The 21,799-nt window shown below is 40.1% G+C and carries 18 protein-coding genes; 9 read left to right on the forward strand and 9 right to left on the reverse strand.

What is annotated here, in order from left to right; translation table 11 throughout:
• Window positions 1–23 precede the first annotated feature (23 nt).
• The 3 genes from ACOB82_RS13225 to ACOB82_RS13235 all read right to left on the reverse strand — a co-directional run bounded on the left by ACOB82_RS13225 (window position 24) and on the right by ACOB82_RS13235 (window position 3,613).
• Window positions 24–1,337, reverse strand: a complete 1,314-nt coding sequence (locus ACOB82_RS13225; protein ID WP_448213444.1) for a GAF domain-containing sensor histidine kinase — start codon at window positions 1,335–1,337, stop codon at window positions 24–26.
• Window positions 1,338–1,345: 8 nt separating this feature from the next.
• On the reverse strand, window positions 1,346–2,884 hold the full coding sequence (locus ACOB82_RS13230) for a response regulator (protein ID WP_448213445.1): 1,539 nt from the start codon (window positions 2,882–2,884) through the stop codon (window positions 1,346–1,348).
• A gap of 162 nt (window positions 2,885–3,046) precedes the next feature.
• Window positions 3,047–3,613 carry a DUF4136 domain-containing protein gene (locus ACOB82_RS13235; RefSeq protein ID WP_448213446.1) on the reverse strand — a complete coding sequence of 189 codons (567 nt, stop codon included), beginning with the start codon at window positions 3,611–3,613 and terminating at the stop codon, window positions 3,047–3,049.
• Window positions 3,614–4,162: 549 nt separating this feature from the next.
• On the opposite strand from ACOB82_RS13235, the gene ACOB82_RS13240 reads away from it, so the two are divergent.
• The 3 genes from ACOB82_RS13240 (at window position 4,163) to ACOB82_RS13250 (ending at window position 7,037) form a co-directional block, all read left to right on the forward strand.
• Window positions 4,163–5,887 (forward strand): acetolactate synthase 3 large subunit, encoded by a 1,725-nt coding sequence (locus ACOB82_RS13240; protein WP_448213447.1) that lies wholly within the window; start codon window positions 4,163–4,165, stop codon window positions 5,885–5,887.
• Window positions 5,887–6,384: an acetolactate synthase small subunit gene (gene ilvN, locus ACOB82_RS13245; RefSeq protein ID WP_448213448.1), complete on the forward strand. Its 498-nt coding sequence runs from the start codon at window positions 5,887–5,889 to the stop codon at window positions 6,382–6,384. The genes ACOB82_RS13240 and ilvN overlap by 1 nt, the downstream gene beginning before the upstream one ends.
• Before the next feature lie 200 nt (window positions 6,385–6,584).
• Window positions 6,585–7,037, forward strand: a complete 453-nt coding sequence (locus ACOB82_RS13250) for a GNAT family N-acetyltransferase (RefSeq protein WP_448213449.1) — start codon at window positions 6,585–6,587, stop codon at window positions 7,035–7,037.
• Window positions 7,038–7,078: 41 nt separating this feature from the next.
• Here the strand turns inward: ACOB82_RS13250 and ACOB82_RS13255 are convergent, their stop codons facing one another.
• The 4 genes from ACOB82_RS13255 to ACOB82_RS13270 form a co-directional block, all read right to left on the reverse strand.
• Complete coding sequence (locus ACOB82_RS13255) at window positions 7,079–7,765, reverse strand: SIR2 family NAD-dependent protein deacylase (RefSeq protein WP_448213450.1); 687 nt, start codon at window positions 7,763–7,765, stop codon at window positions 7,079–7,081.
• Between the two features lie 81 nt (window positions 7,766–7,846).
• Complete coding sequence (locus ACOB82_RS13260; RefSeq protein ID WP_448213451.1) at window positions 7,847–8,929, reverse strand: efflux RND transporter periplasmic adaptor subunit; 1,083 nt, start codon at window positions 8,927–8,929, stop codon at window positions 7,847–7,849.
• A 41-nt stretch (window positions 8,930–8,970) separates the two neighbouring features.
• Entirely contained in the window at window positions 8,971–12,075 is a 3,105-nt protein-coding gene (locus ACOB82_RS13265) for an efflux RND transporter permease subunit (protein ID WP_448213452.1), read from the reverse strand.
• Window positions 12,076–12,524: 449 nt separating this feature from the next.
• Window positions 12,525–13,256 carry a class I SAM-dependent methyltransferase gene (locus ACOB82_RS13270; RefSeq protein WP_448213453.1) on the reverse strand — a complete coding sequence of 244 codons (732 nt, stop codon included), beginning with the start codon at window positions 13,254–13,256 and terminating at the stop codon, window positions 12,525–12,527.
• A gap of 285 nt (window positions 13,257–13,541) precedes the next feature.
• Here ACOB82_RS13270 and ACOB82_RS13275 point away from each other — a divergent pair, with 285 nt between their 5' ends.
• Together ACOB82_RS13275 and ACOB82_RS13280 are read left to right on the forward strand one after the other, a co-directional pair.
• On the forward strand, window positions 13,542–15,017 hold the full coding sequence (locus tag ACOB82_RS13275) for a glutamate-cysteine ligase family protein (protein WP_448213454.1): 1,476 nt from the start codon (window positions 13,542–13,544) through the stop codon (window positions 15,015–15,017).
• 2 nt (window positions 15,018–15,019) lie between these two features.
• A complete protein-coding gene (locus tag ACOB82_RS13280) occupies window positions 15,020–16,048 on the forward strand; it encodes a hypothetical protein (protein WP_448213455.1) in 1,029 nt (342 codons plus the stop codon).
• Window positions 16,049–16,095: 47 nt separating this feature from the next.
• On the opposite strand, the gene ACOB82_RS13285 is transcribed toward ACOB82_RS13280, so the two are convergent.
• A complete protein-coding gene (locus tag ACOB82_RS13285) occupies window positions 16,096–17,739 on the reverse strand; it encodes a response regulator (protein ID WP_448213456.1) in 1,644 nt (547 codons plus the stop codon).
• A gap of 284 nt (window positions 17,740–18,023) precedes the next feature.
• Here ACOB82_RS13285 and ACOB82_RS13290 point away from each other — a divergent pair, with 284 nt between their 5' ends.
• From ACOB82_RS13290 to ACOB82_RS13300, 3 genes are all read left to right on the forward strand, one after another.
• The gene (locus ACOB82_RS13290; RefSeq protein WP_448213457.1) at window positions 18,024–19,487 is read left to right on the forward strand and encodes a methyl-accepting chemotaxis protein; all 1,464 of its coding nucleotides are present in this window, start codon (window positions 18,024–18,026) and stop codon (window positions 19,485–19,487) included.
• Between the two features lie 73 nt (window positions 19,488–19,560).
• Window positions 19,561–20,025 carry a DUF6436 domain-containing protein gene (locus ACOB82_RS13295; protein WP_448213458.1) on the forward strand — a complete coding sequence of 155 codons (465 nt, stop codon included), beginning with the start codon at window positions 19,561–19,563 and terminating at the stop codon, window positions 20,023–20,025.
• A gap of 66 nt (window positions 20,026–20,091) precedes the next feature.
• Window positions 20,092–20,661: an SOS response-associated peptidase gene (locus tag ACOB82_RS13300; RefSeq protein ID WP_448213459.1), complete on the forward strand. Its 570-nt coding sequence runs from the start codon at window positions 20,092–20,094 to the stop codon at window positions 20,659–20,661.
• A gap of 4 nt (window positions 20,662–20,665) precedes the next feature.
• On the opposite strand, the gene ACOB82_RS13305 is transcribed toward ACOB82_RS13300, so the two are convergent.
• Complete coding sequence (locus ACOB82_RS13305; protein ID WP_448213460.1) at window positions 20,666–21,205, reverse strand: VOC family protein; 540 nt, start codon at window positions 21,203–21,205, stop codon at window positions 20,666–20,668.
• Between the two features lie 133 nt (window positions 21,206–21,338).
• On the opposite strand from ACOB82_RS13305, the gene ACOB82_RS13310 reads away from it, so the two are divergent.
• On the forward strand, window positions 21,339–21,797 hold the full coding sequence (locus tag ACOB82_RS13310) for a MarR family winged helix-turn-helix transcriptional regulator (RefSeq protein ID WP_448213461.1): 459 nt from the start codon (window positions 21,339–21,341) through the stop codon (window positions 21,795–21,797).
• The last annotated feature ends 2 nt before the right edge of the window (window positions 21,798–21,799 follow it).

Below are 21,799 nucleotides of genomic sequence, written 5' to 3' on the forward strand. Positions count from 1 at the left end.
AGGCTTAATGAAACGCCAACTTATTAAGCCGCCCCTTTAAACGTATAAAGAATGTCTACGCCATTGGCGCTATGATTAATTTTAAAGCTTCCATGTAGAGCATTCGTTGCTAAGTTGTGGCAAATAGACAGGCCTAAGCCAGTTGCCCCTGCGTATCGTTTGGTGGTTACAAATGGCTCGATAAATCTAGCAACCATTTTCTGCTCAATACCACTGCCATTATCTTGATAATGCGCGATAAAGCCACCATTCGGCGCTTTACTAATAACCAATTTTATCTTGTTATCACTGCCTGAGGTAAACCCATGCTCAATACTATTTTTTACCAAATTTGTTAAAATTTGCGCATGGCAACCAGGTAGCGTTTTAATCGTTTCATCACAGCACTGATACTCAAAGCTGACATTTTTTTGCTTTAATAATGGGGTTAATGTCGAAATAACGCGGCGATAATATGGATTCAATGCGATATAGGCCTCTTTGATATCTGCCTGCTCTTTTGCGGTTAATTTAAAATCATCAATTAGCTCTTTTGCTCTGATGAGGTTATTTTCAATTAACGGAAATGATTGTTCCAGTTGTGCGACGAAACTATTCATATCGTTAATTGAAATACCTTCGCCATCTAATTTTTTACGAAAGTCAGTAAACTTATCCATCGCTAAACTTGTCGCCGTAATCGCAACTCCTAGTGGCGTATTTACTTCATGAGCAACCCCCGAAATTAAATTACCTAAAGCCGCCATTTTTTCAGATTCAATCAGTTGCTGGTGAGCACTCTTTAAGTCATTAACAGTTTGCTCTAATGCTTGAGTTCTTTGAGCCACTTTTTGGTCAAGCTGATTATTTAACTTAATTAGCTTGTTTTCATGATCTAAACGTTCAAACTCCCCAGCTATACGACCAGAAAATAATTCAAATAATGAAACGGTAAACTCTTGGTCTTTAATTGGCTTTTTATACAGCGCCACTACTAACCCCATAACCTGACCTTTTGAATCATGTAATGGCGTCCCCAAATAGCCAGTGATGCCCATATCAATGAGCAACTGATCTTGAGGAAAGTGACTGACCACATCTTTGGGATAAATACATACTGAGTCATTGGCAACATTTTCACATGGCGTATGCATTAAATCATAAGTGAAGTTATCTAATAACTTGCCATCGCTAACCAAGGAAGTTGTTGTGGAAGTTTTTTGTTTGAAATTTAGCCGCGCGATAAAGGTGTAATCAGAATCTATTGCTTTATCAAGCGCTATGGTAATACGCTGAAAAAAAGCATTACCGTAACTGTATGATATGCCTTGTATAATATTTTGAATTACACCTTGCATAGTATTGCTCACTCATCAGGATGCAAACTGCGAATTTCGGTAAATTCTTGGTAATTATCAAAAAGTATATCAACCAATTTGGGTTCAAATTTAATACCGCGTTGGGCCTGAATAAAGTCTTTAATATCCTGCTCTTGCCATTTTTCCGTATAACAGCGCTTAGAGCCTAACGCATCAAAGACATCAGCAACCGCCATAATGCGAGCTTCCAACGGGATATTTTCACCCGCTAGCCCATCGGGATAACCTGAGCCATCCCAATTTTCATGGTGATAATGCGCCAAACGCGCACTGAGTTTAGCAATGCCTGCCGTTGACTTAGCCAGCATGTCGCTACCGACTTCGGCATGCGTTTTCATTATCGCCCACTCTTCGTCGTTTAATTTACCAGGCTTATTTAAAATTCGTTCAGGAATTGCCACTTTGCCGATGTCATGCAGCGGCGCAGCGAGTTTAATGGCATCTATAAATTGTTCACTTAAACCAAGTTTTTGAGCAAACAACTCGCATATAAGTGCAACTCGTTGTACATGCGCGCCAGTTTCCTTGCTTTTTGCCTCTATTGCCTCACCAACTATGTATAGTAACTCTTTCTGCGTATTTTCAACTTGATGCTGTCTAGTTAAACCTTCTAATATCAATGCAACATTAGTGGCATATAATTCGGCCAAATTAGCTTTAAAGTGTTCGGCATCATTTTCATATTCAATATACAAAACACTGGCCGCATTGCTCGACGTTTCGTAATAGCCAATAAAGCAATTTTCATCTGAATAGTGAGATTTTCTTTTAAAGGTATCGGTAATGCGTTGCTTAACGTCCTCATCAATATCTGACTTTTCTAAACTGTCAGATTCAGAAATATACTTGCCAGTGCAGGCAATAATCATATTGGTGGTTTGGCTGTCAATTTCCAGCTGATTACGTGCAATATATAGCGCTGAACTTTCAACATTCATTAAAGATAAAAGATGTTGCAGTGCCGCCGAGCCAAAAGAACGAATATGCTTAACTTTTAGTAAATCATGGGTAGCGGCAATAAGCTTTTTAAACGCATCTAAACTGCGCTGAATGGTCATAATATCGCGATACGCTCGAATACCTGCGTATACTGTGGTCACCATTTTCCCAGAGGTAAAATCGGTTTTTTCCTTGTAGTCATTAATATCAAACTCTTTAATGACTTTAGCTTCGGGGGCAGTACCGGCCTGACCGGTTCTTAATACTAAGCGAATAGCCTGATTTTTAAGCTCATTACGGATCCATTGCACCAATTCTAAACCAGCGTGATCCGTTTCCATAACCACATCGATAAATGCCATGGCAAAAGAGTTATCTTTTTTTAATAATGCTTGTGCTTCTTGCGATGAGTAAACAGAGACTAATTCAAGTTTGCGATGTTCTATTTCGGCATCAGCCAAAACAAGTTTAGTGACTTGGTGAACAGATTCATCATCGTCAACAACTAAAATACGCCAGTATTTTTGTTCTGGCTTTTTCGTTGAAACCTCTTCTGGCGCTTCGTCCTTAAAAATAAACTTGTTCATTACTAAATAGTTATCGATTTTAAAAGTTATTATCAGTGTAATATACACTGGCACAGTTTGCTTAAAATTACATTAAAAATTAACAAACTAGCAAGTGTCAAATACAAAAAAAGCGCTATTAAATAGCGCTTTTTTTGGTTTAGCTAAACTAGTATTACAATGCTAGTTAAACTGCATAATTATTTGATCAACCACAGCATTAATTGTCGTTGTTGGGTCATCTTTATCTGAGGATGTCACACGTTTTGTGCCCCAACCATGCCAAACTGGCTGTTTAGTTTTAACATCGAAAACATCAATTGCTAATTTGCCTTCAGTGTAGCTTCTCACGGTAGACTCAGTACCCATGGCAAAGCCACCATAATAGCCTCTGCCCCACCCAAAACCAGTGCGATATGATGCAGGGTAAGTATCTACACGAATTTTATCTCGGCTACCTACGGTATATGACACGGTGAAATCAGCATCATCGGCAGATTCAATTAACTGATAACCTTTAGCGATAAACGCTGCTTCAATTGCTTTATCAATTCTTACCTTAGCGACAGAGTTAATACCAATAGGAGCAGCCAATATTTTTGATGGAGTTAACCAAGCGAAGGTTTTGTAATTAGCCGTGCTAATTTGTTCATTTCTATCAAAGTTAACTTTAGCAGTTGGCGTTGAAGAACAACCTGCCATAATGGCGACTAATGCAACTAACGCTGCCTTTTTTACTATCTTCATCATAAACATCCTTTAGTAATGGCAAATTTACGCTCTAGATTGAGTATACAAAATAATTAAGTGAAAGTTGTTACAATGCGTTAACCAAAAATATATAGAGCTTATTCACGATAACGCGAAAGGCATAAAATAACAAAGATATTTTAAATAAAATCACAAAGTTAATAATAAACCTTTACAAACAGTTCCTCATCGAAAGAACGTTAAAAACTTGTAAGTTTTTATCAACCGACCAATAAATTTTTAATCTGAATAGATTCAATATCTGTCAAGCATACTTAAACTATTCTTTAGATAAATTGCGAACATAATGTAATTAATGGTTGACATACCCTAATAAACGCCTTAAAAAAGACGGTAAGATTTATCAAAACAATGTGAATTAAACACAGTGAAAACAACTTTAATCCTCAACGTAGTGCTCGTGGTCGTGGTGATTGTCAAATCATTGCGGGGTTGGTGTTGTTTAAAATAAATCTAAATATGAATTCACCTAAAGCCCCCGCTCTGAAAAGACCGGGGGTTTTTTATTTTTAAGAAAAAGGCGAGATTATGACAACGGAGCGATATACCGGCGCTGAAATGGTAGTAAAAGCATTGGCAGCATTGAAGGTAAAATACATCTTTGGTTACCCCGGTGGTTCAGTACTCGATATTTACGACGCCATCTTTAACCAAAATGAAGTTGAACACATTTTGGTTAGACATGAGCAAGCCGCCACTCATATGGCAGACGGTTATACTCGGGCAACTGGTGAAGTTGGTGTAGTACTGGCAACTTCAGGCCCTGGGGCAACAAACTGTGTAACCGGTATTGCTACTGCTTATATGGATTCGATTCCTATGGTGGTATTAGCCGGACAAGTTGCCACCACCTTAATTGGTGATGATGCGTTTCAGGAAACAGATATTGTCGGCTGCTCTCGCCCTATCGTAAAACACAGCTTTAATTGCCGAAAATTAGAAGAAATTCCTAATATCATTGCCAAAGCGTTTTATATTGCTAAATCAGGCAGACCAGGACCGGTTGTAGTTGAACTACCGAAAGATATGCTAATTCCACAAAATAAAGGTGAGTTTCATATTGATACCGACGTCAAAATTCGCTCTTACAGCCCAACAGAAACCGGTCACCCTAAACAAATTAAAAAAGCAGTGAAAATCATTGCCAAAGCTGAACGTTTAGTGGTTTATACCGGTGGCGGCATTATCCTAGCCGATGCTTCAGAACAATTAACCCAACTAGTAGAACGATTAAATGCGCCAATTACTAATACCCTGATGGGCTTAGGTGGCATTTCAGGCACACACCCAAATTTCATCGGTATGCTAGGGATGCACGGTAGCTTAGAAGCCAATAAAGCAATGGCCGGCGCTGATGTTATTTTAGCCTTGGGTGCGCGATTTGATGATCGCGTAACCAATAATGTTAAAAAATTCTGCCCTGATGCTACGATAATCCATGTTGATGTTGATCCGACGTCTATTTCTAAAACCATCAACGCCCATGTTCCAGTAGTTGGTTTAGTTGATAAGGTAATCGAGCAATTAATGGCGGAAATGGATGCAATTAATTATCAAATCACCCCAGCAACTAATGATGCTTGGTGGCAGCAAATTAATGGTTGGCGTCAAGTTAATAGCGTTAGTTACGAAACCGACAGTGAAAAAATTAAGCCGCAACAAGTTGTTGAAGCCATGTATAAAGCAACTAATGGTGAAGCTTATGTGTGCTCTGACGTTGGCCAGCATCAAATGTTTGCAGCGCAATATTATCCATTTGCTAAGCCGCGCCAATGGATTAACTCAGGTGGCTTAGGCACTATGGGCTTTGGTTTACCCGCAGCCATGGGCGCTAAAATTGCGTTTCCTGATAGCCATGTTATTTGTATCACTGGTGATGGTTCGATCCAAATGAATATTCAGGAGTTATCGACTTGCTTACAATACAACTTACCAGTGGTCATTGTGTCGCTTAATAACCGTTCACTAGGCATGGTAAGACAGTGGCAAGATATGATTTATGGCGGTCGCCATTCTTCATCTTATATGGAATCACTACCTGATTTTGTCAAACTGGCTGAATCTTATGGCCACGTTGGTATGCAAATCAATCATCCAAGTGAGCTAGAACAAAAAATGGCGGAAGCATTTGCCATTAAAAATCGATTGGTTTTCCTAGATATTTTAGTGGATGAAACTGAGCATGTTTACCCAATGCAAATTCGCCATGGTGCGGTAGATGATATGTGGATCAAAAAAGGAGAAAAAGCATAATGCGTCGTATTTTAGCCATCTTATTAGAAAACGAACCTGGCAGCTTATCGCGCATTGTTGGCTTGTTCTCGCAACGCGCGTTTAACATTGAAAGTTTGACAGTAGCGCCGACGGAAGATGCCAGCATCTCGCGTATTACTATTGCAACTATTGGCGATGACCGAGTGTTAGAGCAAATTATTAAGCAAGTAAATAAGCTTATTGATGTCATTAAAATTACTGACTTAACTGAGCGTAAGCATGTCGAACGTGAATTGCTGTTAATTAAGTTATTAGCAATGAATGATAAGTCTCGCACTGAAGTTAAGCGAATTACCGATATCTTCCGTGGTGCAATAATCGATATTGGCAAACAAGTTTACACCGTACAAATTACGGGCGATTCAGACAAACTTAACGCCTTTATTGAGGCGATGTCTAACGAAACTGAAATAATTGAAGCCGTGCGCTCTGGTTGTGTAGGTATTGCTAGAGGCGAAAAAGCGTTACGCATATAGGTATTATTTAGGGATTAGTGCAAGCTAAACATTTAACTGAAAAGGTAGGTTTAACCTACCTTTTTTAATATCTGCTTTTTTAATAACGACTTAACCCCAATCGGTTTTACAATCATTAGTTACTGACATTATTTTGAATGTCACGTTAATACGCTACAATTGCCACACCAATAAACGGATTATTGACTGCTGGAGTCAATTTGTCGCTATCGATTACCTATCCTATTACCTTCCAACATGAGCCTGATAAACGCGTACTAAAACAGTTTTATAAAGCTCAGCAATACTCGGCTAAGTTTAAAGGCTTTGACCATGCGTTTACCGCTAGTAAAAATGACCAAGTAATAGCGGCATGTATCTATAGCCAGTTAGTGATGGAAAATACGCAATTGTTACTACACGCTTTAGTGGTAGATAACAGCTTTCGCGGCCAAGGAGTTGCCAGCAAGCTGATCACGTTTAGCCAACAAACGCTACCTAAACATTTCGACCAAATCGTATGTTTTAGCCAGCCATATCTTAACTCATTTTATCAATCGAACGCTTTTGCTATGGCAACTACCGAACAACTCGCCCCGTTTCTAGCGGAGCGCTATAACGCCTATTTAAAAAACCAAAAAGACTTACAGGTTTTTCTGCTAAGGCGTAACTAAGGTTCTGCTAAGGCACTACTTAGGTCTTAACTATAGAATGATTAAGTTAGCTGCTTAACAAGTTGGCTTAGACCAATAGAGGCAATATCTGCAATCACTTCGACATGATGTAAGTTATTAATCGCCTGATTAATTGCCGGTTTTGGGTCAATGTAATAAATATCTGCTGAAGGTTTAGCAAAGCCAGCTAAACTGGCCGCAGGATAGACCTGCATTGAAGTGCCAACAATAATGATAATATCTGCTTGCTCTACAAGTGGTACCGCCCTATCAAGCATAGGTACCATTTCACCAAACCAAACAATATAAGGCCGAAGCTGGCTACCAAGTTGGCATTTATCACCCAGTTCAATATCTGTTTTACAAGGATAAATAAGCGTGTCATCGTCACTACTGCGGGCTTTTAACAGCTCACCGTGCAAATGAATAACCTGAGAACTGCCAGCGCGCTCATGTAAGTCATCAACATTTTGCGTAACAACAGAGACATCAAAATGTTGTTCGAGTGATGCGATTAATTGATGTCCACTATTAGGGGTTACCGTTAATAATTGGCGTCGACGTTGATTATAAAAGTCCAGCACTAACGCCGGATTGTTGTGCCAGCCATCAATACTGGCAACGTCCATCACATCATGCCCTTCCCAAAGTCCATCTTCATCCCGAAAGGTTTTTAAGCCACTTTCTGCGCTCATCCCTGCACCTGATAACACCACCAACTTCTTCATTGTTTGAAAATCACGCAAATTAAGAAAAACTAACAGCTAACTTATCGATTGTTGATGCCCAGCACAAGAGAATATAAGTGATTAGTCTATGATAGCCGCCACTTCAGTGATTGTTTGATCACGGCGAATTTTTTGACCTGACTGTAAACGCTCGCCGCCACGAATAATTACTTCATCACCAGCTGAAATATTGCCCGATACTGAAATCCATTGGCCTATACCTTGTCCCACTAAGACATTAACTTTCTTAGCAACATCTTCACCTTCAACAGCCATAATAAAGGTTTCTTGTTCACGCAACACTAATGCATCTCGTGGAACCAAAGTCGCCATAGCAGTAGCACTTTTAGGCAGTGACACTGTTACAGCAGTTCCAGCCATAATATTGCTGCCATCAGCTGCAAGCCTAACATCAAATGTACGAGAGTTTTGATCGCCGGCCTGACTCCATGTGCGTACTGGCAATTCAAGCAACTGCCCTTGCCATTTCACCAATACACTTTCATTAGCTTGAATAAAAGGGGCAATTGACAAAGGTGCAGCAACTTTGATGTCTAAATGATGAGTATCAACCAATTGCAACACAGGGCGACCTGAGGTAACTAACTCCCCTTCATTAACGAAGCGCTGGCTAATACTGCCGGCAAACGGCGCTACTATTTCTGATTTTTCAATAGCTAGTTGGGTTTGCTCAATCGCTAAATTAAGTGCATCTACCTCGCTGACCGCTACTGCTAAGTCTTTGACAATGCGCTCTAATTCACTTAAAGCGGTATTATTCATTTGATTTAACTTTGACATCCGCGATTGTTGCTTTTCTAAATAAACAACGCCAGCTTGATGTTGTTTAAGCTCTGCTTGCTGCTGAGCCAATCGCAACTGTAAATGGCGATTATCAAGTTTGGCTAGCACTTGGCCTTTTTTTACACTGGTGCCAACATCTTCTACCCACAATAATTGACCCGTTTGTTCCGCCGACAGTGGTGAGTTGCGCCGACTAATAACATTGCCTGGTAGCCACATGGTTGGGCTAACTTGTTCTGCTTTAGCATATTCTACGCTAACTAGTTGCGGTTTTGGCGCATCTGCTGCCAAGGCTTGGTTAATATGACTGGTGACAGTAAAAGCCACTGTTAAGGCAATAACTGAAAATGACGTTTTCATAAAATCTTCCTAATTCTGTTGAGTACTAGTTCTGTTGGGTACTAATTCTTTTCGGTAATATGAGTAATAGGTGTCATTGGCGTAGCACTTGCGTGTTTTAAATAAAAATCCTGACGGGTAATGCGCAATAAACACGGCAATAACACTATGGTAAAAATCGTGCTTACCGCTAGCCCGCCAACAATCACGGCAGCCAAACCTCGGTAAATAACACTGCCGGTGCCAGGCATTAACAGCAGCGGCAACATACCGAAGAAACTAGTGGCGGTGCTCATAAAAATAGGTCTTAGTCGTAGTAAAAGTGCTTGCTGTACCGCTTGCTCTCGACTCAAACCTGTAAGCTCAGCCAACCGTGTTTGGTGCACCAGCAAGATGGCATTGTTAACCACTAAACCTAACAAAATGACAAAACCTATCATGGTCAGTAAATCCAATGGTTGGAAGACAAAAAGATTTAACAGTTGTAACGCCAACACACCGCCAACCGTTGCCAACGGAATAGTGATAACCACAAGTAAACTATCTTTGATTGACTTAAATAATGCCGCCATCAACAAGAATAAAATGACTAAAGCAAAAGCAAAGTTCTCACTCATCACGCCGATGGCTTTTTCAAGCTGATCGGCACTACCGCCATATAAAATATGGCCGTCTGCTGGCATCAGTTCACGTAACTTTGGTTCAACTTGATTTTTAAGGACATCAATCGTTTCTTCTAATGACCAACCTTGAGGCGGGTTGATATTTAGCGTAATTGTGCGATTGCCATCGACTCGAGTTAATCGGGTTGGTCCAACAGTGCGATCGATTCGCACTAATTCAGAAAGTTGAGTAATAGTGCCATTGCCAGTAACCACAGGCACGTCGCCTAAATTATCCGGATCATCCCAACCTTCCGCACGTAAAATCATATTAATACGTTTAGTGCCGTTAAAATATTCACCAACATAAAGACCGTCACCTAACGTTCTGACAACATTGCCAAGCTGACGACGCTCCCAACCTTGCTCTAATATCATGCGATCATTTGGAGTTAAACTTAGCTCTGGCTCTGCCATTTCAACACCAGGATTGGCTTGAACGCTTACACCTTCGATGGCGTTATCAACTAGGGTTAATCCTTGTTTTGCCGCCTCTTGCAGTGCGCGGGTATCTTTAGATTGCAACTGCATTTGCACTTGTCTACCACCGCCGAAGCCGCCGAATAAATTGCCTTGATAGGCAAATGCGCGAGTATCCGGCAAATCAGCCAGCACTTCATTTCGAACAATATCAAGTAATTCATCCACTCTGGATTGATCTAACGCTCGAACACCAATGCTGCCGCCAAATGGCCCACTAAACAGGTAGTAATTTTTTAGTGCCGGTTGCTTTTCACCATCCATATAAGGTTGTAAGCGCGCTACAATTTTACTAACAACTTCGCGTTCAATGGTGTTGATATTGGCACCCGGTGGAAATTGTAAATTACCATCAACTGCATCACGTTTAACTGGCGGTAAATAATCCAGTTTGGGCATGGCGACATAACTCACTGCAATTGGCACTAGCAGTAAGACACAAGCCATCACTAAGCGCTTAGTTTTATTATTGGTCAACCTCATCACAGTAGATGTTAACTTTTGCCAAAGCAGTTGATGTGGATCGCTAGTTTGCTGGTTACGTAAAAAGTATTTCGCCAGCACCGGCAATAACACCGCAGCAACTAGCAAAGAAACGGATACCGCAATGGCAATGGTTAACGCTAAATCACCAAATAACTGCCCTTCAATATCTTTTAAAAAGAACACAGGTAAGAAAATAGCCACCGTTGTCGCCGTTGATGCTAATAGCGCCCCCCACACTTGCTGGGCACCAAGTTCTGAGGCTTGATGATTATCTTTGCCCTGCTCACGCATTCTCAGAATGTTTTCCAATACAACAATGGCGGCATCTAGCACCATCCCCACGGCAAAGGCTAAGCCAGCGAGCGAAATAACATTTAAACTTCTGCCAGTTAAATGCAGCACAATAAAAGTGGTAAATAAACTGATAGGAATTGCGGTAGCGACAATCAGTGTTGCCCGTATTCGCCGAATAAACAGCCATAACACCGAAATCGATAAAATGACACCGGCAAACAAGTTGTTGCGCACTAGGTTAATGGCGCGATAGATAAACACTGAAGCATCAAATGATTGCACCATAGTTAGTTGTTTATCAGCCAGTAACTCGTCGTTAATCAGTGCGACTTCTTGCTTAACCCGATTCAGTGTATCTAAGACATTTGCGCCGCTAACTCGATCAATGCGCATCGAAAATGCAGGGTTGCCATTTTGAATTGCCAATTGCTGGCGATCTTGTCTTCTAACATCAACGCTCGCAACATCACCTAAGCGAATATTACTGCCATTTCTCGACTCTAATATCAGATTGGTCAGTTCATCTTGCTTGTATTTTCCGTTGAAACGTAAGGTGTATTGGCGCCGACCAACATCGACAAAGCCACCAGAGATATTATTACTAGCGGTAACCAGTGAAATTAATCGGGGAATCTCAATGCCGTATTCGGCAAGCTTAACTGGATCAAAGCGAATTTGTAGCTCTTCGCGATTTTGATCAGAGAAAGTTTGAACCCCAGCCACGCCAGAAATTGCTTCAATACGCGGCTTAATCACATCATCGGCAAAATCGATAAAACTATCTACTGGCTGGTTATTTCCGGGTAAGGCTTGTAAGAAGAACCAAGTCAATGCAGGAGTATTACCGCCAAAACCACCTAACATAACTCTTGGCGGCAAAGCATCTCGCGGCTGATTTTGCACACGAGTCATTCGGCTGATCACTTCAATCAGCGTTTGATCCATATCGGTTTCTACGCCGAACTCTAAATTTATAAATGCTGAGCCACGGTTGGCAAAGGCATTCATTGAATGCAGCCCAGGAATACCACGCAGCACTCGCTCTTGTGGTTCAATAATTTCTGATTCAACTTCTTGCGGAGACGCTGCACGCCAGAAAGTTTGAATGGCAATACGAGGCCGCTCAATATCTGGAAAAAGCTGAATGGGCAATTTAACTAGGCTGATTAACCCCACTAATAGGATTAACGCTACAGTAACCGATACAGCTGCTGGTGAGCGAAGTGCTGTCGACGTTAGTTTCATTTTATTCTCCGTCCCTGAATCGTAACAAGCTAAATACGTTCAGTAAGCAATTTAGCAAAGTAATTGTTTGTGAATAAAAAGTAACAACAAGGTAACTATTCGCTAGTTAAAATAGGATGAAACTCGGTTAAATCAAGATAAACTGCAGCCTAGAAACGCCTTGCAATAGCTCGACATAATTCGACACACTTGGTGAAATATTCAGCAACATTTATTGGCTGATATTAAGCGGGGATGTTGATAGGTCAACGCGTTAAAAAGTTCTTAAATTCGCCTTGTTTTAACCTTGAGAAAACTTAAAAAAACCACAAGTTAATGGCATAAAAAAGCCCAGCGTTATTGCGGGGCTTTTATACTAAAATTAGTATCTTGTGCACGTTTGTAAATAGCTTTTAATCGTTCTTTTAAAGAATAATTCTTTTAAATAAAACTGTTTTTAAAATAACTGATTATGCTTTTGTGAAAATCAGCACAAAGCGATCAGTTTTCCGCCGAATACTTGGCTCAAATGGTGTTAGCGTATGATCGTCATCAGGGTTAGCTAATAAGTTGCTATCAGTATCTAAGACGAAGCCAAGACTGGTTAATTCATTGATCACATATTGTTTATCAATACGATGTAAATCTTGCGAGTCTTTTGTGCCGGTTTCAGCTTTTGCGGCATGATCGATGATTACTAATTTACCGCCTTTTTTCACCGCCAGTTGCAGTTGTTTTAACAGCGCGTCTCGATCAACTTTCCAACCATCTGTAACATGATAAATATCGTGATAGCCTAAAACGAAAAACACCGCATCAAAGTTTTCGTCAGCAAAATCTAAATCACCTAACTCTTTATCAAATCGTCTTACATTTGGCAGGCGTTTATCTTTCAAGCGCTCAACTAATTGCTTTTCAACATAAGGCATGTAGGCTTTATTGTTGTGCAAATAAACCAGCCCTGAGTGCCCAACACTAGCGGCTAGTAACTCACTGTAATAACCACTACCACCCAGTAAGTCTAATACCTTCATACCTGGCGTTATTTTGGCCATTTCAATGATTGCTTGGCCTTTACTGGTTTTATCTCTGGCAATATCTTCATTACTGCGTTCTGGCACAGCTGCGAACGCATGGTTAGTGACTAATAAAATTACCAGTGATAACCATTTTCCAACCTGATGTATTTTCAAAATTTGCATAGCCTATTCCTTGTTGTTCTTGTCGACATTGATTATGAAACAACTTAGCTAAATGTAAAAAGTTAAGGTGTTGCTAAATATGTAAAAGCAATTTTAAACCGCTAAAACGCTTTTGCAAAAAACTTTGACCTCTATCAACAATTTATCGGACGTTTCATGTCACAGTGATAGCCAATGATGCAAGGCTTTGAAATTTAAGATGTGATAGCCAATACTGGTAATTGCAGTGAACGAAAAATAATGACAACTCTCGATTAAATAACGAAAAAAAGGCGTCAACAGATTATGGGCACAGCGATAAACAAAGGCACATTTACCAAGCAAGATTATCAACAATTTAAACAAAAACTCTACCAGCAATTAGAAACCTTAAACACGATATTAGCGCGTCCAAACTTTGGTGATGCACCACTTAAAATTGGTGCTGAATTAGAAATGTACCTCACAGGTAATAGTGGCAACGTTAGCTTTACTAATCAGTTTTTGCTGCAACAACTTAACGATAGCCAATTTCAACCTGAGCTTAATCAATATAACCTTGAATTAAACCTATCAGCATTTTTACATAGCCAACAACCATTAAGTCAACTGCATCAAGAAATCAAACAAAAAACTGAGCAATTACATGAAGTAGCGCAAGCGCACAATATCACCCCTGTTGCTATTGGTATTTTGCCTACCTTAGAAAAGCACCATTTGTCGGTGGAGTACATGACCAAACTCACTCGCTATCAGAGTTTAGCCAATCATTTGTACCAAGAACGTGGCGAAGCTTTTTCAGTCAACATCAATGGCCAAGAGTCGCTTAAAATAGCCTTTAATGATATTTGTGCCGAAGGTGCTAACACATCGTTTCAAGTGCATTTAATGGTAAAGCCTGAACGCTTTGTATCCGTCTTTAATGCCGCACAACTTACTGCTCCGTTAGTCGCCGCTATCGCCGCTAATTCACCGATTCTACTTGGCAAAAAGTTATGGCATGAAACTCGAATTGCGCTATTTAAACAATCACTTGATATTCGTGCCCGTGATAAGGTGAATTGGCAAGAGCCAACACGGGTAAACTTTGGCTTTGGCTGGCTACGACATAGTCCTTGGCAACTTTTTGCTGAAGCGGTATCGCTCTACCCGGTAATTTTGCCTGCGATTACAGAAGAAGCAGAAAATACTGACGGTACCACTTTACCGCCTCTAAATGAGCTAAATTTACATATGGGCACTTTATGGCCTTGGCATCGTCCGGTGTACAGCAATCAAGGCAATGGTCACATTCGTATTGAGTTTAGAGCGATTCCCGCTGGCCCAAGTGCAATTGATATGGTGGCAAATGCAGCATTTGCGATCGGACTTGCCAACGGCTTAGCTGACAATATAGAACGCCTGATCAGCTTGATCCCATTTCGCTATGCTGAATATAATTTTTATCGCGCGGCGCAATATGGCTTAAATGCCAATATATTATGGCCGTTAAACAATAAATATCGCTGTGAAGAAGTCGCAATCAGCGATGTGCTGCAAACACTTGTCCCAATCGCCAGTAAAGGACTTACCGATTTAGGTATAGACGCCGCTGAAAGTGCGCAATATTTAGCCGTTATTCAGCAACGGCTGGATAACCAACAAAATGGCGCGCAGTGGCAATTAGATAAGCTGGCGCAGCTTGAGCAACAATTCGATTTTCAAACTGCCTGCCAACAACTCGTTAAAAGTTACCAACAACATAGTCGCATTGATATGCCTGTTTCTCAGTGGGAGCTATAACCATGATTGATTTTAGTAAACTTGATTATTTGCAAAACCCACAACCTGCTGAAATTCCAGATTCGCCTTTGCAATGGCTGCACCAGTTAACTTCAACTACTGTAATTGACTTTGTTAACAATGAACAACTGCCTTGGCGTGCAATAACCACATTATTACATGGTAATGAGCCTTCTGGCTTTTATGCGCTGCACCAGCTAATAAAAACCAACGCCTTTGAAAACCTTGCAATTAATGTTCGTGTGATTATTGGTTCAGTGGAAGCGGCCAAATACAAACCAGAATTTAGTCAGCGCTTTCCAAGTGATGGTTTTGATCTTAATCGATGTTTCGGTAGCACCAGCTTAAGTCACTATTATCTTAGGGCACAGATGATCGCTAGCAGTATTCGCCAAGTTAATCCTGAAGCGATTATCGATTTACACAATACCTCCGGCGATAGCCCCGCCTTTAGCGTAAGTTGTCACCAAAGCCACGAACATTTAGCCTTAGCCAGTTTGTTCTGCAACGTTATGATAGTCACACATATTAAGCTAGGCGCGTTAATGGAATTGTCTTTTGATTGTCCGGTGATCACTGTTGAGTGTGGTGGTGCCAAGCAAGAAATTTCACACGAATTAGCCTGCCAAGGACTTACTCGGTTTTTATTAAGGGAAGATTTAAACACTGGTGAGCACTTAGAATCAGTGGAAGTTATTTACCAGCCAATGCGAATTAAAGTAGCGGAAAACTGTTCTCTTACCTATAGCAATCAAGCACAACAAAGCAATATCACCATGCGTAGTGATATTGAACAATTAAATTACCTAACCAACATTAATGGTGAAACCATTGCTTGGCTGGATGAAAATGGTTTAGCTAATTTATCGCTTGAAGGTGATGAGCATCACGGCAAGTTGGAAGATTATTTTTACCTTAACGGTAATCAATTAATTTGCCAGCAGGATATGCGTTTGTTTATGGCAACCTCCTACCCTGAACTGGCGTTAAATGATTGCTTATTTTATTTAGCAAGGCGCCAGCGCTTTTAAACGCTGGACTAATCAATTTACTGTATAGCAATTGCCATTCATTTAAATTACTGATGTACCAATAACCACTGCGCTTTTAATTGGCTTACCGTATCTAAATTCTTGCCTGTAAATTGCATATTATCGAGCACAGATATTGCCTGTTCAGCGGCACTAATATGTTGTTCACAAAGTTCATTCGCTTTATCCATCGCTAGCAACACCTTTAATAAACTAATACTGTACTTAGCATTGGTGGGAGCTAACACTAAGGCTTTAGTTAACTCATCAAATGCTGGTTTTAGGCGATTTTTCTGAAAGTGTTCAATTGCCATCTCATAAAGATGTTTTGGTGTGTAATGAATTTCCTTTCGTTCTTCAATTTCTTGCTCTACATAACGATTAACTACTTGGCTAGTTAATGAGTCGCCAGATATTTGATTTTTAATAGCTTCTAGAATTATCAGTGCTTCTTCACGCATACCTAACTCGTGAAATACTTTAACTTTATCTAGGTTATCTTCTATTTCAACACTAGCTTTTAATGAAAGATGATTATCAACAATACTTTTAGCACGCGCGGTTTCATTACGAACATGATGAATTCGCGCTTGCGCCACTAATATTTGCTCTTTAAATAAGTGAGCATCCTCATAGTTCGACTCAAGTGTATCAATATAGCGCTCAGCTTCTTTTAATATAGGTAGCGCACTCTGCTCTGAGAGAGTGCATGACAAATCAATACCTGCTCGGATCACATTTAATAGCAATAATGGCGAGTCATGCACCGAATTTTTAGCATTTTGTGCAATCGTTTTTGTTGCTTGATATTGTCCTTTATGGTCATGGTTTAATCGGGCTAAATCCCAATATTTTTTATTTCGTTCTATATTACGTGGCGCTAGCGCGGTTGCTTTTTTGATTTCTTCATAAGCTAGGCTATAGTTTTCTTGCTCTATGTAGTACTGCGCCAACATGTCATGAGTAGCAAATCGGGTGTCTTTACGCTCAATAAGTTCACTAAGCAAGCTTTGTATCTCTTGCAACTTCCCCTGCTTTAATAGCGCTTTTACGTAACCTAGATATACCCAAGAATACTGATAACTTTTTAGCAAAGATTTAAAGAAATGCTCGGCTTCGGCAAGCTCCAATAAGCTAATTAACGCTTCGCCTTTCATCCGTAAAATATTTGAATGATATTGACGCAAACTACCGTCTAATAAATGACGGTCTGCATAATAGATAACTTTTGAGAAGTTTTTATTATCAATGGCTTGATAAATATTAAAAAGTTTTTGCTTAACTTCTAAAGTAGCTTTTAATCGCTTAGCAACATTTGCAGATGATAAGGGTTTTGCCCAAAAATCATCGGGTTGTAGTTCAATAATTGAGTTAACCAGGCTTTGATCGGTATCAGAGCTTAAAAATATCAATACCGTACTTTTGTTAACATAACCTTTAAATTTCAGCTCTTCCAACAGATGAAAACCATCTTTATCACTTTGGACGTTAAAAGAGCAAATAACCACATGAAAATGCATGGATTGGCACAATCTTATGCCATAGTAAGCATTTTGAGCACAGCGTATTTCTCGAATGCCAAGGTTATAAAAGGTTTTTGTAAGTAAACCATGAACCAAAGTATTATCATCGATGACTAGCACATTAAGCTGGCTAAAATCTTCCAATGCATTGCGTAATTCTATATCCAAGCCCGAGTTACTCCCTTTTCCCTTTCGCGCTTTAAGCATTTATTTTTATATTTAACTTATCGTTTATAACACCACCTAACCGCATTTGAAACACTTAATATACTTAGCCCGCGAGATAGTTCTTAATTGCTTAAAACTTCAGCGATTTTGCACAAAAGCAGCTATTAGCTGTGTAATAAAGTCGTTAAAAAATAAATACTTTGTGATCCGAATTTCTCGATTCTGACTATAGTTACTTTATGAAATGGATTTTCGTTTATTTACACAGTTTTAGCGAGAATTTTATGCACAATACCACCAAGCTTTTTACCTACCTGTTTGTCGGCTTATTTATAGAAAGTATTGCGTTAGCCTTTATCTATCAAAGCTTCATTGCAGCATTTGTAATTGGCTTACCCGCCTTACTAGTACCACTTTATTTTATTAAAACCGTGCCTGAACTTTGGCTCACACGCCATGTTTCTGCCATTGCAGCAATGATTTTTGCTGCGCTGCATATACACCAAACCAATGGCTTAATAGAAGTTCATTTTGAAATATTTATCTTGATGGCGTTTTTAATAATTTTTAGAGATTGGCGCGTTTTTATCAGCGCTGTCGCAACCGTAGCCGTGCATCATTTGTCTTTTTACTACCTGCAAACAAACAATACAGGTGTATATATTTTTGATGCTGATCGCTTAGCGTTTACCACTGTTATTATTCATGCAGTATATGCAATTGCTGAAGCAGTAATTGCTGGCTACATGGCTAAAACAGTGGCTGAGGAAGAAAAAACCGGTGATGAATTGGCTGAAGTTGCCATGGTACTAACCCAAGATGAACAGGCTTTAGACTTATCAATTAGGGCCACTGAAGCAAATGAAACGTTAATCGCCTTTAATCGCTTGCTTTCATTACTGCAGTCGGTAATCGATGGCGTTAAATTACAAGTGCAAAATCTTAATGCAAACGCTAACAACCTAGCTAGTGCAAACAGTGACATCGAAAACTCTACTCAAGAGCGACAAATTGAAACTGACGCTATTGCCACCTCGGCAGAGCAAATGGCAGTAACCGTTGCGGCAATCGCCGAGGAAGCAAAACAACTGAGCATACAAATGCATAATGCCAATGACTTCACCCATGCCACCAACGAAGAAATTATTGCCATCACTAAGCAAAATGAAACGTTAACTGAGGCGCTTAAAAGTACCAGTGATCAAGTGACCGAATTAGCAAATTCCACTTCAGCGATATCGACCGTGCTGTCTGAAATTACCGGTATCGCCGAACAAACTAATTTGCTGGCATTAAATGCGGCAATTGAAGCTGCTCGTGCAGGCGAGCAAGGTCGCGGCTTTGCTGTAGTGGCAGATGAAGTAAGAGCTCTGGCTAACCGAACCAAAGAAAGTACAGATAAAATTAATAATACCCTTACCTTATTGCAAGGTTACTCACAGTCAACCACCGCATCAATGTCCTCAAGTATAGAAATTGTCCAGGGGGTGATTGAGCGCACGCAAAGGGCACAACAACAAATTGCACAAGCCTCCAATATTGTTGAACAAGCCAATAATATTTCCACCAACGTTGCCAGCGCAGTTGAACAACAAGCAGCAACAACCGATGGTATTGCCAAAAGCACCGAAAACTTACGAGCGACTAGCCAGCAAGATATTCAAAAAATCGAATTACTCGCTAAGGAAACCGCCGCGATCAGCCAAGTATCAATAGATATGGAGCAAAGCATTGCCCGCTTTAAATAATGTAATTTCGGCAACTAAATCGATCGCCAGTATAAAACACCTGTTGATAGTGATACTTTGGCTGGTATTTACCATGACGGCATTTGCTTATTTACTCAATAAGCAATTAGTGATGTTCGATCCTGAGTATGGCTTGGCTCAACACACCCCAAAGTCATTATTAACTGCATTGGCTCAAGACAATCTATTAGCTGAAGCGCTTAACGAAAATGGTAATATGATTGTCCACTTTCAATCACCAAACTGCCAATGTGATCAAGTGAGTAGCGGCCATATAATGGCTTTGAATAATCAAGCAGCTCATCACTTTAGCATTAAACAAATTACCGTTTCGGCTAACCATAGTGCTATTCCATCAACACCAGCGGTTGCAATTGTTGAGTCGGGTGAGTTACTGTACTTTGGCCCATATGGTCAGGGAATTGGTTGCAATAATAGCCAAGGCTTCGCCCAAACAGTATTAAATAACCTCAATAAGGGTTTTCGCGCCAACATCATCGTTTCTGATGCAAAAGGCTGCTATTGCCAACCTAGCTAAACTCAAAAAGAAATTAACCCAACGAATAATTAACCAGCCAAAATGATCGTTACCTAGGAGCAAGCAATGTGTGGAAGATTAAATGTTATCGACGATGCAGTTTGTCAGTTTGTTGCAGAGACCTTAGGATTAAAGCTTAACACTGTCACCAATCACAACTTATGTCCATCACAATCAATGGCAACTATTATCAAGCCGCCATCAGGTTTTGAACAAGTGAACGCGCAATGGGGAATAAAGCCAAGTTGGTCACCAAAGTTATTAATTAACGCAAAGGCTGAAACCATCAATAACAAACCTACGCTCAACCAAGCATTCAGTCATAGCCGCTGTTTAGTCCCTTTTAACAGTTGGTTTGAATGGAAAAGTCAAAATGGTCAAAAGCAAAAGTACGAAATTTCTAGGGCAACTAATCAGCCTATGTTTATGGCCGGCATCCTATATAACCCCGCACAACCACAATTGGTCACGCTAACCACTGAGCCTCACGGAAAATGTGCAGCAATACATCATAGGATGCCAGTGATTATTGCTAATAACCAAGTTGATTACTGGTTTAATTCACCGCCAAACGAATTATCGCCACTACTTCACCATATTGATGAAACACAATTTCAGATTTCAGCGGTAAATTAACGACTTATTGATTAAATTCTTGTTGATGTAACCAAGCTGCGTGTTTTGGCGCTTGTTTAGTAACGGCCCATTCATCTATCATTTCTTGAGCAACCGTTTTTAACTGTTTCATTTGCTGGTCAGTACCGGTTTTATACGTAAGCTCAAGGCGATGGCCGTTCGGATCAAAAAAGTAAATTGAATGGATAATACCGTGATTGGTCACGCCAACCACATCAAGCCCCTTCGCTTCCAGCTCTTGCTTGGCATCCAGCAGTGCTTGCTGATCGTTAACTTGAAACGCTATATGCTGAACCCAGTCAGGGGTGTTTAAGTCTCTGCCCATAGTGGGTGAATTAGGCAATTCAAAAAACGCTAAAATATTACCGTTACCCGCGTCTAAAAATACATGCATATAAGGATCTGGCGCTTTGGTCGACGGTACTTTATCTTCTGAAATCGCCACCATTAATTCCATATTTAGCATTTGTTGATACCAAGCAACGGTGGCTTTGGCATCGTGACATCGATAAGCAACATGATGGATTTGTTCAATTTTTATCATTACTGTATTTCCTGCTTTACAAATTATCGGCGTATTAAAAAGCTGAGTGCTCAACAAAAACCGCATTTACTTTCTATTAGTAACATTTGTTACTAATATGGTTTTATGATCTAGCACAAAGAAATCACAATTAATGGCATTATTGGATTTAACCCAATTTTTTCCTTATCAGTTATCGATATTACAAAGCCACGTTGCTCGCCTTGTTGGTGCTTATTATCAACAAGCGTGCGGACTTAATCGCAACCAATGGTGTGTAATGGCGGTGCTTGCTATGCAAGATAAAATGACCGCAAAAGAGCTTTGTCAGTTTACTCAACTAGAAAAAATGCCAATTAGCCGCGCATTAAAGCAACTGGAAGCGTTAGCTTATGTTGAACGTACCCATGATCAACAAGATCTTCGTTGTTCAAGGTTTAGCCTAACCAACAATGGCGTAAAGCGTTATCAAGATATTTTGCCGAACGTAATGGCATCAAATCATGAAATTTTGGCTGTGTTAACCACTGAACAGCAGCAGCAACTTAGAACCATAACCAATAAATTACTGTCGCATGTGCAGCAGTTATCCCATGATAAAAATATTGCTTAGAG

It is taken from the genome of Colwellia sp. MEBiC06753 (genome assembly GCF_053470325.1).

Coding starts and splice junctions, on each gene's coding strand:
- ACOB82_RS13225 (WP_448213444.1), bottom strand. CDS start 1,337: ATGCAAGGTGTAATTCAAAATATTATACAAGGCATATCATACAGTTAC.
- ACOB82_RS13230 (WP_448213445.1), bottom strand. CDS start 2,884: ATGAACAAGTTTATTTTTAAGGACGAAGCGCCAGAAGAGGTTTCAACG.
- ACOB82_RS13235 (WP_448213446.1), bottom strand. CDS start 3,613: ATGATGAAGATAGTAAAAAAGGCAGCGTTAGTTGCATTAGTCGCCATT.
- ACOB82_RS13240 (WP_448213447.1), top strand. CDS start 4,163: ATGACAACGGAGCGATATACCGGCGCTGAAATGGTAGTAAAAGCATTG.
- ilvN (WP_448213448.1), top strand. CDS start 5,887: ATGCGTCGTATTTTAGCCATCTTATTAGAAAACGAACCTGGCAGCTTA.
- ACOB82_RS13255 (WP_448213450.1), bottom strand. CDS start 7,765: ATGAAGAAGTTGGTGGTGTTATCAGGTGCAGGGATGAGCGCAGAAAGT.
- ACOB82_RS13260 (WP_448213451.1), bottom strand. CDS start 8,929: ATGAAAACGTCATTTTCAGTTATTGCCTTAACAGTGGCTTTTACTGTC.
- ACOB82_RS13265 (WP_448213452.1), bottom strand. CDS start 12,075: ATGAAACTAACGTCGACAGCACTTCGCTCACCAGCAGCTGTATCGGTT.
- ACOB82_RS13270 (WP_448213453.1), bottom strand. CDS start 13,256: ATGCAAATTTTGAAAATACATCAGGTTGGAAAATGGTTATCACTGGTA.
- ACOB82_RS13275 (WP_448213454.1), top strand. CDS start 13,542: ATGGGCACAGCGATAAACAAAGGCACATTTACCAAGCAAGATTATCAA.
- ACOB82_RS13280 (WP_448213455.1), top strand. CDS start 15,020: ATGATTGATTTTAGTAAACTTGATTATTTGCAAAACCCACAACCTGCT.
- ACOB82_RS13290 (WP_448213457.1), top strand. CDS start 18,024: ATGCACAATACCACCAAGCTTTTTACCTACCTGTTTGTCGGCTTATTT.
- ACOB82_RS13295 (WP_448213458.1), top strand. CDS start 19,561: ATGACGGCATTTGCTTATTTACTCAATAAGCAATTAGTGATGTTCGAT.
- ACOB82_RS13300 (WP_448213459.1), top strand. CDS start 20,092: ATGTGTGGAAGATTAAATGTTATCGACGATGCAGTTTGTCAGTTTGTT.
- ACOB82_RS13305 (WP_448213460.1), bottom strand. CDS start 21,205: ATGATAAAAATTGAACAAATCCATCATGTTGCTTATCGATGTCACGAT.
- ACOB82_RS13310 (WP_448213461.1), top strand. CDS start 21,339: ATGGCATTATTGGATTTAACCCAATTTTTTCCTTATCAGTTATCGATA.